This is a genomic window from Hymenobacter sp. CRA2 (assembly GCF_002007105.1).
Taxonomy (GTDB): Bacteria; Bacteroidota; Bacteroidia; order Cytophagales; family Hymenobacteraceae; genus Solirubrum.
Window position 1 is genome coordinate 197131 of sequence record NZ_MVBC01000005.1, and the last position, 16267, is coordinate 213397.

A 16267-nucleotide genomic window follows, 5' to 3' on the forward strand; every position below is an offset into this window, starting at 1 on the left:
AGGCCGCATCTTCCTGTTGTATCTTAGCTTCAATGATTCTACCTGTACGCCGCTTGTCTCGTGCTTTGTTGATTGGCCCGGCCCTGCTACTGGGCGCTACGGCTGCGCATGCCCAGATCGGTGGGCAAAGCGTATTTTCCTCGCTGAACCTGCCGCCCACGGCCAAGCTGGCGGGCGTCGGCGGCGTGAGCGTATCGGTGCGCGACAACGACCCGGGCATGCTCTTCGCCAACCCGGCCCTGCTCAACGCAGATATGGACGGGCGCCTGGCCCTGAGCTACGGCGGCTACCTCGGCGGCATCAAACAGAGCACGGCCGCGTACGTGCGCAATTCGGAGAAGCTGGGCCGCTGGGGCTTCGGCCTGTCGTACCTCAGCTACGGCGACTTCGACATGTACGACCCCGCCGGCAACCCTATGGGGCAGTTCTCGGTGAACGACTACCACCTGAACATCAGCAACGCGCAGACTTACGGCAACTTCACCATGGGCGCTACGGCTCGTTTTGCGGTGGCAGGCATTGCCGGGGAGCATTCCATGGCCCTGCTCACCGACGTGGGCAGCGTGTTCAAGCACCCGGAGAAGGACTTTACCGTGGGGCTGGCCGTGAAGAACCTCGGCTACCAGATCAAGCCGTTTCCGGGCAGCGACCGGGAGCCGCTGCCCCTCGATGTGCAGATCGGTACCACCATCAAGCCCGAGCACATGCCGGTGCGCTTCAGCATCACGGCCCACCACCTGCAACAGTTCGATATAGTGTACCTCGATACCCTGCAGCGCCGCAACCAGAGCCTCGACGGCAACGCGAAAGCGCCCAAGAAAACTATCGGCGACCAGATTGCGCGGCACTTTGTCATCGGTGGCGAGCTGATGCTGGGCAAAAGCCTCAACCTGCGCGTGGCCTACAACCACCTGCGCCGCCGCGAGCTGCGTCTGGATAATACGTCCGGCGGGGCGGGGCTGTCATTCGGGGCTATGCTGCGCCTCGGGGCTTATCAGTTCGAGTACACCCGCGCCCTGTACCACGGGTCGGGTGGTGCCAACTACATCACGCTGGCCCGCAACGTGCACGAGATGTTCGGGAAGAAAAACTAAACGGCAGAACGCTTTGGCACCAACGCAAACAAGCCCCGCTCAGCTATCTGGGCGGGGCTTGTTGGTGGTTGAGCGGTGAGCAAGCCACGCTAGTTAGGCGTGGTTGTCACTATGCGAAACACGAAGGGCAACTCGTATTGCACCGGTACGGCCCGGCCGCCCTTGCGCCCCGGAATCCACTCGTGGGGAATGGCGCGGGCCGTGCGCAGGGCCTCTTCGTCGCAGCCGGCCCCGATGCCCGTCAGGACCTGGTGGTCCGACGCGACGCCGAGCGTATCAATCACAAAGCGGACTATCACGCGTCCCTGCACGTTTCGTTCGCGCGCTTGGTCAGGGTAAGTCAGCTGGCGGATATAAGTGGCCAGGACGGCTTCGCCCCCCACGTACAGCGGAGGTCTGTCGAGGCTGGCCATTTGCCATTCGCCGTTGAGTTGGATGCGGTAGGGGTGGTCCTCCGGTTTGCGGTAGTAGAGTAGCTTTTTACGGTCGTAGTCGTAGCGCTGAACCAGCACGGTGCGGCCGCTGGCCGTCTGGGCATAAAACGACCACGGCCCGAGTCGGTGGCCTTTTTCAATGCGGCCGCTGTCGAGGTCGGTCTGGCGGACGCGGCCTTGGGCGCGCATTTGGGTGAGGGGCACGCAACAGCAGGCGCCAAAGAGCAGGGGTATAAGTAGACGCATAGGGGAATGCAGCGGCTGCAGCGGAAGCTGCTAGTAGGGACTTCAGCCGCGAGGCGCCCGCAGGCTTGCTGGTTGCCCCCACCGACAATAACGTCGGCGGGGGCAGGAAAGCAGCGTTGTGAGATGCTACAACCACCTGTCGGCGCCCGGCGGGCGGCGGGGTAGTGCGCTTAGTAACCGGGGTTCTGGCCAAATTCCCCGGCGTTCTGCAGGGCATTCAGCTCTTCCTGGCGGATGGGCCGAAGCCGGTGGAATTCCTGCACCTGCGTAATGTCGGGGTTGCGCGCCTTGATGTAGCTGGCGAAATTCTGGTTGTTCTTCATGCGCTTCACATCAAACCAGCGGATGTATTCGCCGGCAAACTCCCGGGCCCGCTCGTCCAGAATGAAGTCGGGCGTGATGTCGGCGGCCGTTACGCGCATGGCCTGCGAGTAGTCAACCGGCGTCTTCTTGGCCGCACGCACGCGCAGCACGTTGACCAGGTCGGCGGCAGCGGCGTTGTTGCCCAGCTGGTTTTCGGCTTCGGCCGCAATCAGATACATTTCCGCCAGGCGCATCACCACGATGTCGTTGGTGCCGTTCTGCACGTTGGCCGCTGAGCGGCTGGTGTCCCAGAATTTCTTCAGGTTGACGTAGTTCAGCCCGGTTTTGATGGTGCCGTTGGCGTTGTACACGTCGTCGCGGTCGTACACCACGTAAGGTTTCAGCCGCTTATTCGGGATGGCGCGCTTGGTCACCACCATGGCCGTATCACCCTGGCGAATCTGCCGCCCCACGATGCTAGGGTCCTTCTGGTAGGTGTTGGCGTCGGCGGCGGTCCAGGTGTAGGGCGTCGTCCGGTTGGCCAGCCACACTTCCTGGAAAGAGCCGTCGTAGCGGTTGTCGCGGGTCTGGTCGTACAGGTCCAGCAGGGTGCGGGTGGGCATCAGGCGACGGCTGCTCTCATAGCCATAGGCCACGCTCGATTCCAGGCCCGGCTTGCCGTTGTAAGGGGCCTGAAACACGTGAAACAGGCGGGTGCCGTTGTCGCTGTAGTTCAAGCCCGGGTTGGTGGAAAAGCTGACCACGTACAGGCCCTCGCCGCCGTCGCGGCCCAGGGTTTTGTTGTTGGCCTGGGCCCAGAGGTCGGCGTAGTTGGCGCGCAGGTCGGTAAGCAGCGTCGCCTTGTTGCGGATTACCTCGTTGGCCGCGTTGCGGGCCAGGGTGAAGTACTGCTGGGCTTCCGAGCCGCTGCTGTAGTAAGCGCGCGAGAGGTAAGCGCGGGCCAGAAAGCCCATAGCGGCCTTCTTGGTAGCCCGGCTATACTCGTTGCCCCAGCTCACAGGCAGGTTATTGGCCGCGAACTGCAGGTCGTTGATGATCAGGTTGTAGAACTCGGGTACCGAGCTGCGTACCGCCGTCGTGATGGGGGCTTGGGTTTCCTCGGTGCGCAGCATCACGCCGCCCCAGGTTTCCACGATGTGCCAGTAGTAGAAAGCGCGCAGAAAGCGCAGTTCCCCTTCGCGCTGGTTGCGCGTATTGGCGTTGGTGAAGCCCGCCTGGTTGATACGGTTGATGCCCGCGTTGCAGAGGTTGATGGCCTTCCACAGCTGCGCCCAGATGCGGTTAGGGTTGCCGGCACCAGAGTTGAGGCCCTGGTACTGCGTCAGCTGCATGGCGTAGGTGTTCTTGTCGCGGTTGAACCACAGGTCCGTCCCGACTTCGCTCATCATGATGCCGTCTTCGTGGCCGTACCAAGTGCGCTGCTCGGAGTACGCCGCGTTGACCACCGTGACGAAGCCTTCCGGCGTCGTCCACACGCTTTCGGCGGTGGCGTTGGAGGGGTTGTATTCGTCCAGGTCGTTGCAGGCAGCCAGGCCCAGGGCCCCGGCCATCAGGGCCACGCGGCCCAGCAACTTCGGTGAAGTAAAGTTCATTATCGTTTCAGAGGGAAGTCGTTAGAAGGAAAGGTTCAGGCCTACCAGCACCTGCCGGCTCAGCGGGGTCGATTCGTCGCCGCCGCGCTCCGGGTCGTAGTTGTCGAGCAGGTGGCTCTTGGTGAGAATGAGCAGGTTGGTCGCCGTCACGTAAAGGCGTGCGTTCTGCAGCAGGGCCTTGCTGCCGATGGATTTGGGCAGGGTGTAGCCCAGGGTCATCGTGCGGATCTTGAAATAAGAGCCGTCGACGAAGTTCAGCGCCTGGTAGCCGAAGTAGCCGGAGTACGAGTTCAGGCCAGCATCCTTGCGCGGGCGCGGAAAGTCGTTGGTCGGGTTTTCGGGGGTCCAGTACTCCAGATTGGCCGGACCGTTGCCGGTGCCGCTGGGGTTGTAGCGACCCAGGAAGCGCGCGTTGATCATCTGGCCGTAGCGGGCCATGGCAAACACGTTCAGGTCGAAGCCGCGGTATTTCACCGTATTCTGCAGGCCCATTACAAACTTGGGCACCGCCGAGCCGATGTAGGACTGGTCGTTGGCCGCGTCGAGCACGAAGTCCCCGTTCAGGTCAGCCAGTTTGATGTCGCCGGGCTGGAAGGTGTAAGTGCCCGTCTTGTACTTGGCAGCCTCGTCGGCTTCGTTGGCCTGCCAGATACCCTGCTTCGTGTAGCTGTAGAACGAGTTGATGGGGTAACCCAGCAGCAGCGAGTTCTGCTCCGAGCCAATGATGTTGCGGCCGTCGAGCAGTTCGGTGATTTCCTCTTTGTTGCGGGTAAAGGTGAGCGTGGTCGACCAGCTAAAATTCTCCGTCGAAAAGTTCTGCGAGGTGATGGACAGCTCGATGCCGCGGTTGCGCGTGGCCCCGATGTTCTCGTAGATCTGCGACACACCCGTCGACTGCGGCAGCGGGCGCAGCAGCAGAATGTCGGAAGTGCGCGTGTCGTAGGCGTCGATCGTCGCCATCAGGCGGTTGTCGAAGAAGCCCAGGTCCAGGCCCAGGTTCAGCGTCGCCGATTTTTCCCAGCCCAGATTGGGGTTGCCCACAGTGGGGGAGAACTGGTACATCTGAGCCGGTACCTCGCCGAAGCTCATGCGCGGCGAGGCGGCCAGCACGCTCTGCGTGCCGTAGGGCGCAATGGCGTAGTTGCCGGTTACGCCGTAGCTGGTGCGCAGCTTCAGCTGGGTGAGCTTGCGGCTGTTGCGCAGGAAGTCCTCGTCGCCGATGTTCCAGGCGGCGGCAATGGAGGGGAAGAAGTCCCACTTGTTGCCGCTGGCCAGGCGCGAAGAGCCGTCGTAGCGGCCGGTCAGCGTCAGCAGGTACTTGCCGGCGTAGTTGTAGTTGGCGCGCGCGGCGTACGCCATGTTTTTCGAGCCCACGTAGGGTAGCGTGCTCGGCGAGGCAAATGTGCGGCCGGAAGTGCTGCTCGAGTTCAGGTCGTAAAACAGCTGCGAGGCAAGCAGCTGGTTCTGACCGCCGGCGTAGGTGTTGTCGACGTCGCTACGGATGTAGTTGGTAATGCCCGTCAGCGTGACGGTGCTCTTGCCAAACTCCTGTACGTAGGTCAGGATGTTGTCCCAGTTGATGAAGCGGCTGAAGGTATTCTGCGTCGAGGCCACCGAAAGACCCGTCCCGTTCTGGGCCAGCGACAAACGGTCGTTGAAGATGCCCTGGCGACGGAAGTCCAGGTTGGAGCCAAAGTTGGTGCGCAGGGTCAGGCCGCGCAGCGGCTTGGCTTCCAGGTAGCCGTTGGCAATGATGTTGGTGCGAATCGTGTTGTTGCGGGCCACGTTCGGACCAGCCTCATCGGCCAGCGGGCTGATGCGCGTCTGATCGGTAATAATCGGGAAGGTGTTGACGCGGCCATTTTCGTCGTAGGGCACGCCCAGCGGGCTGATGGACGTCGCCACGCTCAGCGGGTCGCGCCGGTCGTCCTGCTTGTAGTACGTTACCTGGCTCAGCAACCCGGCCTTAAACACCTTGCTGATGGACTGGTCAACATTCAGACGGGCGTTGTAGCGGTTGAAGTTGTTGTTGGCCAACATGCCTTCTTCCCGGAAATAGCCGGTGGAGGCAAAAATCTTGGTGGTTTCGGTACCCCCGCGCAACGACACGGCGTGGCTTTGCTGGACGCCGCGGTGCTTCACCTGGTCTACCCAGTTTACCCACTGTCCGTTCTGCACCGCGTCGTACTCGCCCGGAGCCGGGAACAGGCGGGCATCGTCGGCCGGGCTGCTCCACTGGCCCACCGTGCGGTAGGCTTCGCGGCGCAGGGCCAGGTAGGAATCGCCGATGCGGGACTCTGGAAACTGGTAATCGTTGACCCCGTAGTACCCGTTATAGTCCACGTGCACTTTGTTGGCCACGCCGCGCTTGGTCGTCACGATAATGACCCCGTTGCCACCCTGCGCCCCGTAGATAGCCGTGGCGGAAGCATCCTTCAATATCTCGATGCTCTCGATATCGTTGGGGTTCAGGTCGTTGATATTGCCTCCCTGGAAACCGTCGATAATCACCAGCGGGCTGTTCTTGTCGATGCTCGAGCCCGCGCTATTGATGGAGCGGTTGCCGCGGATGGTAATGGACGAGTTGGCACCGGCCGCGCCTGAGTTACGCACGATGTCGGCGCCGGGCACGCGGCCTTGCAGCGCTTCCAAGGCGTTGTGGGTCGGCGTCTGCACGATTTCCTCGGCCTTGACGGAATGCACCGAGCCCGTTACGTCACGCTTCTTGACGGCGCCGAAACCGATAACAACCACGTCGTTCAGCGCCGCAATGTTTTCTTCCAGCTGAATCTGGACGACGTTCTGGCCATTTCCAACCGTAAGCTCCTCGGGCCGGTAGCCCAGGAAGCTTACCACTATCGTTGCCGGCTCATTACTCGGCACGTTCAGAATAAACTTGCCATCGGCATTGGTGGTGTTGCCGATAGTGGTGCCCTTTAGTATCACCGTTGCCCCCGCTATAGGCTCCTTGCTGTCAGCTGAGACGACCAGTCCGGAGATGACACGTGTTTGGGTACGGGACTGAGCGTGCGAAGCCGTAGCTACGCAAGACAGCAACACAATGGGGAGTAAATGACGCCTCATGTAAAAGAGTAGAAGTTGGTAAGTTTTCCGTCGTATTCTGTTAGAATACAATTCGTCAAAAGTCCCTATTTGCCCAGTTGCTTCATTGTAACATCTGTTCGTTCTGTTATATGATCTTATCATGGTGATAGGATATTGCCTTGTCTAGCAATGGCCTACCATTAAACTATTTTTAGAATCATCTGATTATTAGTTCTATATATTGAGCTGTATTTTAATGTTTCGGTGGCTTTTAGGACTAGTAAGCTGTGGCCGTACTTTATAGCCATTCCTGATACTATTGTTAAAAAACCCTGTTATAGATAATGGTTAATGAAAAAGTTCAAATAATCGGCGGTGATTCTCATCGATATTATATCAGATAGTGCCGTCTAAAGCTTCACCCCAGACACAGCCAAACGAGCAGAGCCCGTAGCAAACCAGGCTGTGCACTGCAGTCCAGTCGCACGCATTTAGCCCTTTGCTCTTGGCAGGCGGCGGAACTGTTGCTTGGTTTAGCTGTTGTCCGGGAAGCTTACACGGTCTCTGCTTAGCTGCTTGAGGCCATTTTTGTAGTCAGGCAACCCTGCGGCTCCCCTTGAGTATCTAGGCGGCAGCTGCACTTTCCGTTATCTTCCGCTTCATGCTTGATTCCGCGACCTTCCTCACGCCGGCCCAGATTGTGGCTGAGCTCGACAAATACATCATCGGCCAGCACGACGCCAAGCGTAACGTGGCCATTGCCCTGCGCAACCGCTGGCGCCGCCTGCACGCGCCGCAGGACATGCAGCGCGAAATCGTGCCGAATAACATCCTGATGATCGGCTCCACGGGCGTCGGCAAAACCGAAATTGCCCGCCGCCTCGCCGCTATTGCCGATGCGCCTTTCACCAAGGTCGAAGCCTCGAAGTTCACCGAGGTCGGCTATGTGGGCCGCGACGTGGAAAGCATGGTGCGCGACCTGGCCGAGCAGGCTGTGAATCTGGTAAAGCAGCGCCGCAAGGAAGCCGTGAAAACCCAGGCCGCGCAAGCCGTGGAAGACGCCATCCTCGACGCGCTCATTCCACCCATCCAGGGCTCCGGCTCCTCGGTGGTGAAGCCGGCATTCGGCTTTGGCGGTACCACGGGCCCCGATGAAATGCCCTCGTCCGATGTGGAGCTGAACGAGCGGACCCGGGAGCGGTTTCGCGAGAAGCTGCGCCGCGGTGAACTGGAAGAGCGCACCATCGACATCAAGGTGCAGCAGAACTCCGGTCCCGGCATCGGCCTGATGGGCGGACAGGCTGGCCTCGACGAAGCCTCGCTGCAGGGCCTGCAGGACATGCTCGGCTCGATGATGCCCAAGAAGACGCGCAAGCGCAAGGTAACCATCGCCGAAGCCCGCAAAATCCTGCTCGACGAGGAAGCCGCCAAGCTCATTGACATGGACGAGGTGAAGGACGAAGCCATCCGGCTGGCCGAAAACGCCGGCATCATCTTCATCGACGAAATCGACAAGGTGGCTTCCTCCAACGCCAGCAAAGGCGGCCCCGATGTAAGCCGCGAAGGCGTGCAGCGCGACCTACTGCCCATCGTGGAAGGCTCGGCCGTCACCACCAAGTACGGCGTGGTGCACACCGACCACATTCTGTTTATTGCCGCCGGTGCTTTCCACGTCAGCAAGCCGTCAGATCTGATTCCCGAATTGCAGGGCCGTTTCCCCATCCGCGTGGAGCTGCAGAGCCTAACCAAGGAGGACTTCTACCGCATTCTAAAGGACCCCAAAAACGCCTTGACCAAGCAGTACGAAGCTCTGTTGCAGGCCGAAGACGTCGAGCTGACTTTCGATGATGCTGCCCTGGAGCAGCTGGCCAGTATTGCCTTCGAAGTCAACAGCGAGGTGGAAAACATCGGCGCCCGCCGCCTGCACACGGTAATGAGCCGCTTGCTCAACGATATCCTGTTCGACGTGCCCGACCGCATCGGGGCCAACGCCCGCATTCAGGTCACGCGCGAACTGGTGGAGGAGCGCCTGCAAGGCATGGTCCGCAACCGTGACTTGAGCCAGTACATACTGTGAGCCGATGAATTGGCGAAATGGTGAGTTCTTGTTCAACGGCGCTGGCTTTTGCGGCGTAATGCTAGCAAGCACCACCTGAGCGACACTCACCATTTCGCCAATTCACTATTCACCGCATGCACTACTACATCATCACCGGCGCCAGCCGTGGCTTGGGCAAAGCCCTGGCCGAGGCGGTGCTGGCTCAACCCGACACCGCCGTGCTGGGTGTATCGCGCCACGCTACCATCGAGCACCCCCGCTACCAGCACCAGCCCCTCGACTTCTCCGACACCGTAGCTGTGCAGAGCAACCTGTTCAAGCTCTTTCCTGCACGCCCCGATGCCCAGAGCATTACCCTGATCAACAACGCCGGGGTGGTAGGCGACATCGGTTACGCCGGCGAGCAGACCAATGAGCAGTACGAATTCGTGTTCGACGTGAATTTGGTGGTGCCGGCCATGCTGATGAACACCTTCCTTAGTGCCTACGGCAGCCTGCAGTGCCCGCGCACGGTGCTCAACATCAGCAGCGGAGCCGCCCAGCGCCCGGTAGATGGCTGGGGGGCTTACTGCGCCTCCAAGGCCGCGCTGGATATGCTCAGCCAGGTAGCGCAGAAGGAGCAGGACTTACGCAGCTCGCATGTTCGCATCCGGAGCTTGGCGCCTGGGGTGGTGGACACGGCTATGCAGGAGCAGATCAGGGGAGCAGCCAAGCCGAGCTTCAGTGAAATCGAGCGGTTTCAGGAGCTGTCGGCGGGTGGGCAGCTGGCTTCGCCGGATGCGGTGGCTACGCGCATTGTGCAGTGGTTGCAGCAGGGTGTAGATGCTGCTCAGCCAGTAGTGCTGCGCGTAACAGAGCTACCCGAACTCAAGGCTTAACAAAACAAACGCCCCCGGTTATCAACTAACCGGGGGCGTTTGCCTGAAATGCGCGACGGATTAATAACCCGGGTTTTGGATTATGTTCGGGTTATTCACCGTTTCGCGGAATGGAATCGGGAATAACAGGCGACGCGCATCGGGAACGTTGAGCACCTGTGCTGCTTTGCCAGTGCGGATCAAGTCGAACCACCGGTGGCCTTCCAGAGCTAGTTCCACGCGACGTTCCTGCTGGATGGCATCCAGAACGGCCGATTGCGAGGTCGAAGCGAAGTTGGCCAAGCCCGCGCGGTTGCGCACACGGTTCAGCAGGGTCAGCGCGCCGGGCAGGTCCTGCTGCTGGGCCTTGGCTTCGGCGCCGATCAACAGAATTTCCGCAAACCGGATGGCCCGGTAGTTATCCGTGCCCGTGCCGGGGTCGAAATACTTAATCTGCTGACCAGCGGGCACGGTGCGGCCCGTAGCCGGGATTTTATACGTGCCGTCCGAAATGGTGGCGTTTTTCCGTTGGTCGCCGTTTTCATACGCGTTGGGCAGCGTCGAGCCCGTGCCCGTGGGGCTTAGCTCGTTGCGGCCGCCAGCGCTGGTTGGCAGGGCGTAAAAGGCAAACTGACTCGATACCTGAGCGTCAAACTGGATTTCCCAGATAGACTCGGCCGAGTTTTCCGTTTCGAACACGGCCCGGTAGTTCGGCAGCAGGCTGAAACGGCCGCTGGCAATAACCTGATCGGCTAGCGTTGCGGCCGTCTGCCACTGCTGGCGGTACAGCGCCAAACGGGCTTTCATCGCGGTAGCAGCCCATTTGGTGGCCCGGCCGGTATTGGCCACGGGCAGCACTGCCTCGGCCGCGTCCAGATCTTCCCGCACCTGGTCGTACACGGCGCTGACTGGGCTGCGCGACACGTTCAGGGAGTTGTCGGGCGTGGAGGTGGGAGTAAGTACCAGCGGCACGTCGCCCCAGTAGCGCACCAAGTCAAAATAAGCTACTGCCCGAATGAAACGTGCCTCCGCTACCAGCTGAACGCGGTTGGTTTCCGGAATCGAAGCTACTGTTGGCGCCAGGGTAATGACGTTGTTAGCCCGGTTTATAGTGGAGTAAATCTGCTGCCACATCGAGGTAACCTCCACGTTGGAGGTCTGGATGTTACGCTGCTTGATTTCCCCAAACGAGGGCAAAGTACCGGTCCACGCCAGGTTATCAGCGGCCATTTCTGCGAAAAATGGGTAGCGCAGTCCGTAGTAGTTGGAGCTGGTCAGGTTGCCGTAAGCGCCCACCAGTACGGCATTGGCGCCTTCAAGGTCGGTGAACACCTGGCTGGTGTCCAGCGAGTTGGAGGGGTCGGGGTTAAGGAAGTCAGAGCAACTGCTGGCCCCAAGGCTGAGCAAGCCCAGCATGGCCATGGTGGCGACTCTCAAACGGATATTCATGGGAAGAGAAGCGACAAAGGTGGATGTTACAGGCCCAGGTTGATGCCGACCTGATACACGCGGGCTTGCGGGAAGGTGAGGAAGTCCGTGCCGAGAGAGGTGTTGCTACCGCTGAACGTATTAATTTCAGGGTCCAGGCCCGAGTACTTGGTAAACGTGAGCAAGTTTTGGCCGCCTACGTATATCCGTGCCGACTGCAAATGGGCCGATTTGGCCCACGTGCTCGGGATGTTGTAGCCCAACGTGAGCGTCTTCAGGCGCAGGTAGGAGCCATCCTCCAGCCACCGGTCCGAAACGCGGTTGTTCTGGTTAGGGTCGCCGGCCGCAGCCCGCGGTATGTCCGTGTCCGTGTTCGTGGGCGTCCAACGGTCACGTACCGAAGCCAACTGACCAAACTGCCCGCTCATGCCCTCGGCAAAGGAGCGCGTGTTGTTGTAAATCTTGTTGCCGTAGGTGAACTGGAAGAAGAAGGCCAGGTCAAAGCCACCCCAACTCAATTGGTTGTTGATGCCGCCAAAGAACTTGGGCTGCGCCGAACCAATGGTTGTCTGGTCATCCGAGGTGATGACACCGTCGCCGTTTACGTCCACGAAGCGGATGTCGCCCGGGCGGGGCTGGTTGGTGGTGCTGGTGCCTTGGTAGAAAGCGTTAGCATTGCCAGTGCGGGCCCGAGCGTTGGCAATGTCCGCGTTGATTTCTTCCTGCGACTGGTAAATGCGGTCTACCCGGTAGCCGAAGAAGGACCCGAGCGGCTCGCCCACCGCTACGCGGCTGGCAAAACCTTGCAGAATAGGAGCGTTGTTGTAAAGCTTGGTGACTTTGTTGCGGATAAACGAGATGTTGAAATTCGTCGTCCAGTTCAAGCCATTATCCGATTTCACGTTCTGCGACGTGACTTCAAACTCCAAGCCTTTGTTTTCCAGGTTGCCGATGTTCTGCGTTACCGACGCATAGCCCGAAGTAAGCGGCAGCGGACGATTGAGCAACAAGTCATTGTTGTTGCGTTTGAACACGTTCGCGCTGAAACCGATGCGGTCCTGGAAGAAGCCCAGGTCAATGCCGGCGTTGGTTTCTTCCACCTTCTCCCACGAAAGGTCACGTACGCCCAGCTGGGTAGGTGCCAGGCCGGCTACACCGTTGTAGTTAGCCAGGTTGGCTGCGCCTACGCCGAACAGCGTACGCGAGGCGAAGTTGCCGATTTCGAAGTTGCCGGTTTGGCCGTAGCCCGCGCGCAGCTTCAACTCGCTGATAACAAAGTCCTGTGGGAAGAAGCTTTCCTGCGAAACGCGCCAGCCGCCTGATACGGCCGGGAAGTAGCCCCACTTGTTGTCGACGCCGAAGCGCGAAGAACCGTCGGTGCGCATGGTGGCCGTTAGTAGGTACCGGCTCTTGTAGTCGTAGTTCAGGCGCCCGAAGTAGGAGAGCAACGTCCACTGGGTCGCGTCGGATGAGGCTTCGCTTTTCACTGCCCCCGCCGAGAGGCGCGTAATCTTGTTCGTAGCAAAGCCCGTTACCGTCGTCTGAATGCCTTCCTGCACCGACTTCTGGGCGCTCTGGCCGAGCAGCACGCTCAGGTTATGGTCCCCAAATGCTTTGTTGTACGAAAGCGTATTCTCTGTTAGCCACGAGATGTCGTAGCGGCTGTTGGCGTTGCCCAGGCCGTTGCTGCCTACGCCCTGCAGCAAGGTGCTCGGCACAAACCGGTCTTCCTTCAGGTTGAGGTAGTCAGCCCCAAGAGAGGAGCGGAACCGCAGGGTCTTGAGAATATCGATTTCGCCGTACACGTTGCCCACCACCCGGTTATTGCGCGCCGTAAAAGTGGGCTCGGTAGCGGCGGCTACCGGGTTTTCCACCGAGGAGAATGGGTCGCGGCCGTAGGTGCCGTCCGGGTTGCGCACGGGGAACTGGGAGCCAAGCAGGACCGCCGTGCTTAGTACCCCGTAAATGTTGTTGTCGTTGTTAATACGCGTGCTGAGCGAGCGGCTGCCGGTAGCATTCAGGCCGAAGCGAATTTTGTCCGTCAGTTTGTGGTCAAGGTTCACGCGGCCGCTGCCCCGTTTGAAGCCCGACCCGAGAATGATGCCCTGCTGGTCAAAGTACGTCCCCGACACCAGGAAACGGGTTTTGGTGTCGCCCCCCGAAGCCGACAAGGTGTAGCTGCCCACCCGGGCAGTACGGAAAATCTCGTCTTGCCAATTAGTGCTAGCCGTCGAAAACAGTTGCTGTGTCGACGTCGGGTTAGCCGTAACATAGCGCGGAGCCGCTCCCACGTTGGTCCGGGCTTCGTTGATGAGGTCCTGGGACTCCTGGCCGTTGAGCACGTCCAGTCGCTTGATCGTTTGCTGTACTCCTTGGTAAGCATCCAAGGTAATCTTGGTGCGGCCGGCCTGCCCACGTTTGGTAGTAATAAGAACTACCCCGTTGGCCGCACGCGAACCGTAGATGGCTGCCGCCGATGCATCCTTCAGGATTTCCATCGAGGCAATATCATTGGGGTTGATGTCAGCCAGGTCATTGAGCTGCTGGTTACCCACTGCAATGTTCGAATAGCTGCCCGTATTGATTGGCACCCCGTCAACTACATACAAGGGTTCGCTGCTGGCTGAAATCGAGTTATTACCCCGAATGCGCACCGCCACGCCCCCGCCTGGGGTACCCGAGTTGGCCGTTACCTGAACCCCCGAAGCACGTCCCTGCAGTACTTGATCAAGCCCAGCGACTGGTTGCCCTTCAAATTGCTTGGCGTCCACCGATGCCACGGCCCCTGTTACCAGCGTTTTGGATTGCTGGCCGTAGCCCACTACGACGATTTCGCTCAGAGTTTTATTATCGGCGGCCAAACCAATACTGATTTGGTCGCTGCTACCAATTGCCTGCTCGATGGACAAATATCCCACGGAGCTGATAGCCAACGTACCCCCAGTAGTTGGGGCCGTCAGGGTAAAAGTGCCATCAGAATTGGTAGACACTCCATTGTTAGTGCCCTTAACCAGCACGGTGGCACCGGGAATGCCTTCGCCGGTAGCGCGGTCGGTCACGCGGCCAGAAACCTGACGCGTTTGGGCTTCCGCTTAGTGGACAAACGCCGCCAAGGGTATCAAACCCAGTAAAAGTTTGTTCATGCGACTGTGAAGTGAGTGAAAAATGTCCCTTCAATCTAGCTACAGTTCAACTTACTTCAATAGAAAAAGGAGCAAATATTTGGGAAAATGATACATCATAGATTTTGTTAAATTTTTCTGGACAGCTATTATAGTTTCATTATGGTATGTGTTACAATGATAGTACTCGTGGTTTTTGATCGTAGAGTTTTAAATATGGTAATAGGGAGATTGTCAAGTTGTTGCTGGTAACTGCTGCATTTTTGGAGGATATGAGATACAATCAATGTATAATTTATTGGTTTAGTTATAATTTTGTTCATGTCTGACGTTGCTTCCTCTTGAGTAAAGCAATAAAAAAAGGCCCTGGCTGTATCAGCCAAGGCCTTTTTATCCAACTGCCTGAATACTAGTATCCAGGGTTCTGCTGCGCAGCCAGCGTAGGATTGTTGGAAACTTCTTGAGCCGGAATTGGCCACAAGAAACGGTAGTCCGTGTAGGGAATATCGTCAATGGACCCTCTAAGGCTTGCCGGAGGCGTAGCGCAGTTATAGTTAGCACCCGCTGCTTGGGTGGTATCAAACTTACGGGGAATACCACCACCCGGGCGTGGGCTGAACCGCTGGTAGGGGCCAGGGGCTGACAAACGATGAATGTCGTCCCAACGGAAGCCTTCCGAGAATAGCTCAATACGACGCTCGTTTAGCACCGCCTGAATAAGAGCATCACCCGTGAGAGCAGTGTACCGGTCAGCAGCAGCCACCGCGCGGCCACGCACGGCGTTCAGCAGAGCTAATGCCCGGGGAGCATTCGTGGCACCCAGGTTGGCTTCTGCTTCAGCTTGGTTTAGCAGCACCTCGGCGTAGCGGATGATGGGGGCAAAGTCCGTATACGTAGCAGCGTCTTTGTACTTATTGCTGAAGTAAGGACCAGCGGCACCATTACGCGCCATCAGGGCCGTGCGGCGGGTATCGCTGCACGGGAAGGCGGGCAGGTTGAACAAAGCAGGGCTAATAGCGGCCAGACCCCGACCAGGGCCAGCTACCCCGCCATTTGAACGGAACACCGACGCCAACGAGCCGTTGGTAGTGGAGTTGTCGTCAGCGCTGTTCTCGATGGAGAAGATATTCTCGGGCGTGACAGTGGTGCCCCCAGGTGCGGCGGCTTCTGGATTAGCAGCCAATGTGTAACCGCCAGCGGCCGTAGGGGCCGAGAAGGTAGTCGTGCCGGTAATGAGCTTGTCACCCTCCGCTTTGGCTTGAGCCCAGTTGCTTTGATGAATGCGCAGGCGCTGCTTCAAAGCAATAGCAGCCCCTTTGGTGGCACGGGTTACCTTCAGGTTGCCGGTCCGGGCTGCCGGGAGGTTGGTTTCCGCAAAGTCCAAGTCCTCCAACATCTTGGTGTACACTTCCGCTACGGTGTTACGGCCTATGGTGCGGGCACGCTCAACGGCGGCCGGCGTCGTAACTGGGAAATCACGGTACGGTACACCGAGGTTGCCGCCAGCGTTGTCGTTGTAAGGCTTAGCGAAGTTGATTACCAACTCGTGGTAGGACAATGCCCGTAGGAAGCGCATTTCGCCTTCGTACGCGTTAGCCGTTTCCGTCGTAATGGTGCCAGCTTGTGCTGCAGCACGCACGCCTTCAATCACAACGTTTGCCTGATTGATCGTGGCGTACAGGTTGCTCCACATGTTCACGACGTTAGGAGCCGAAGGCGTAACGTTGTTCGCATACACGATTAGGAAGAAGCCTGCCATGTCCGTTACGTCTTCACCACGCACGTCACCTAGTGCCGTAGCTGCCGAGCCAAACGGATAGCCACGCGTACCAATCGCAGTACCGTTCAGGGGGTCGTAGAAACCCGACTGAGCAGCATTATATACGCCGGTTACAGCCAGTGCAATTCGGTCGGGGGTCGAAAAAGCCGCCGTTTCAGAGATGGCGTCCTGCGGCTGTAGGTCGGTTACTTCGCAGGAGAATGTGCCCAACGACAGGAAAGCGGCCAGCGCCATTACCCGCACGCGGTGGGGGGCAAAGGATGCCAGAATGCGATTATTCATGAAT

Annotated in this window: 8 protein-coding genes and 1 pseudogene; 3 read left to right on the plus strand and 6 right to left on the minus strand. The window is 59.0% G+C overall.

Annotated elements, in window-relative coordinates; translation table 11 throughout:
* The first annotated feature begins 53 nt into the window (after positions 1-53).
* Positions 54-1094: a type IX secretion system protein PorQ gene (porQ, locus tag B0919_RS10430; protein ID WP_254846540.1), complete on the plus strand. Its 1041-nt coding sequence runs from the start codon at positions 54-56 to the stop codon at positions 1092-1094.
* Between the two features lie 89 nt (positions 1095-1183).
* On the opposite strand, the gene B0919_RS10435 is transcribed toward porQ, so the two are convergent.
* The 3 genes from B0919_RS10435 to B0919_RS10445 all read right to left on the minus strand — a co-directional run bounded on the left by B0919_RS10435 (position 1184) and on the right by B0919_RS10445 (position 6897).
* Positions 1184-1732: an energy transducer TonB gene (locus B0919_RS10435; protein WP_176132986.1), complete on the minus strand. Its 549-nt coding sequence runs from the start codon at positions 1730-1732 to the stop codon at positions 1184-1186.
* Between the two features lie 212 nt (positions 1733-1944).
* A complete protein-coding gene (locus B0919_RS10440; RefSeq protein WP_078012197.1) occupies positions 1945-3690 on the minus strand; it encodes a RagB/SusD family nutrient uptake outer membrane protein in 1746 nt (581 codons plus the stop codon).
* Positions 3691-3711: 21 nt separating this feature from the next.
* The gene (locus tag B0919_RS10445; RefSeq protein ID WP_078012198.1) at positions 3712-6897 is read right to left on the minus strand and encodes a SusC/RagA family TonB-linked outer membrane protein; all 3186 of its coding nucleotides are present in this window, start codon (positions 6895-6897) and stop codon (positions 3712-3714) included.
* 499 nt (positions 6898-7396) lie between these two features.
* Here B0919_RS10445 and hslU point away from each other — a divergent pair, with 499 nt between their 5' ends.
* Together hslU and B0919_RS10455 are read left to right on the plus strand one after the other, a co-directional pair.
* Entirely contained in the window at positions 7397-8812 is a 1416-nt protein-coding gene (gene hslU, locus B0919_RS10450; protein WP_078012199.1) for an ATP-dependent protease ATPase subunit HslU, read from the plus strand.
* Between the two features lie 116 nt (positions 8813-8928).
* Complete coding sequence (locus tag B0919_RS10455) at positions 8929-9672, plus strand: SDR family NAD(P)-dependent oxidoreductase (protein ID WP_078012200.1); 744 nt, start codon at positions 8929-8931, stop codon at positions 9670-9672.
* Between the two features lie 60 nt (positions 9673-9732).
* Here B0919_RS10455 and B0919_RS10460 read toward each other — a convergent pair whose 3' ends face one another.
* The 3 genes and pseudogenes from B0919_RS10460 to B0919_RS10470 all read right to left on the minus strand — a co-directional run bounded on the left by B0919_RS10460 (position 9733) and on the right by B0919_RS10470 (position 16263).
* Entirely contained in the window at positions 9733-11100 is a 1368-nt protein-coding gene (locus B0919_RS10460) for a RagB/SusD family nutrient uptake outer membrane protein (protein ID WP_078012201.1), read from the minus strand.
* Between the two features lie 26 nt (positions 11101-11126).
* A pseudogene (locus B0919_RS10465) lies at positions 11127-14144 on the minus strand (SusC/RagA family TonB-linked outer membrane protein); the annotation flags it as partial.
* A 466-nt stretch (positions 14145-14610) separates the two neighbouring features.
* Entirely contained in the window at positions 14611-16263 is a 1653-nt protein-coding gene (locus B0919_RS10470; protein WP_254846542.1) for a RagB/SusD family nutrient uptake outer membrane protein, read from the minus strand.
* Positions 16264-16267: the final 4 nt, after the last annotated feature.

What these genes read in the sequence shown, in the direction of transcription:
- B0919_RS10440 (WP_078012197.1), bottom strand. Translation starts at nt 3,690, where the DNA reads ATGAACTTTACTTCACCGAAGTTGCTGGGCCGCGTGGCCCTGATGGCC.
- B0919_RS10445 (WP_078012198.1), bottom strand. Translation starts at nt 6,897, where the DNA reads ATGATAAGATCATATAACAGAACGAACAGATGTTACAATGAAGCAACT.
- hslU (WP_078012199.1), top strand. Translation starts at nt 7,397, where the DNA reads ATGCTTGATTCCGCGACCTTCCTCACGCCGGCCCAGATTGTGGCTGAG.
- B0919_RS10455 (WP_078012200.1), top strand. Translation starts at nt 8,929, where the DNA reads ATGCACTACTACATCATCACCGGCGCCAGCCGTGGCTTGGGCAAAGCC.
- B0919_RS10460 (WP_078012201.1), bottom strand. Translation starts at nt 11,100, where the DNA reads ATGAATATCCGTTTGAGAGTCGCCACCATGGCCATGCTGGGCTTGCTC.
- B0919_RS10470 (WP_254846542.1), bottom strand. Translation starts at nt 16,263, where the DNA reads ATGAATAATCGCATTCTGGCATCCTTTGCCCCCCACCGCGTGCGGGTA.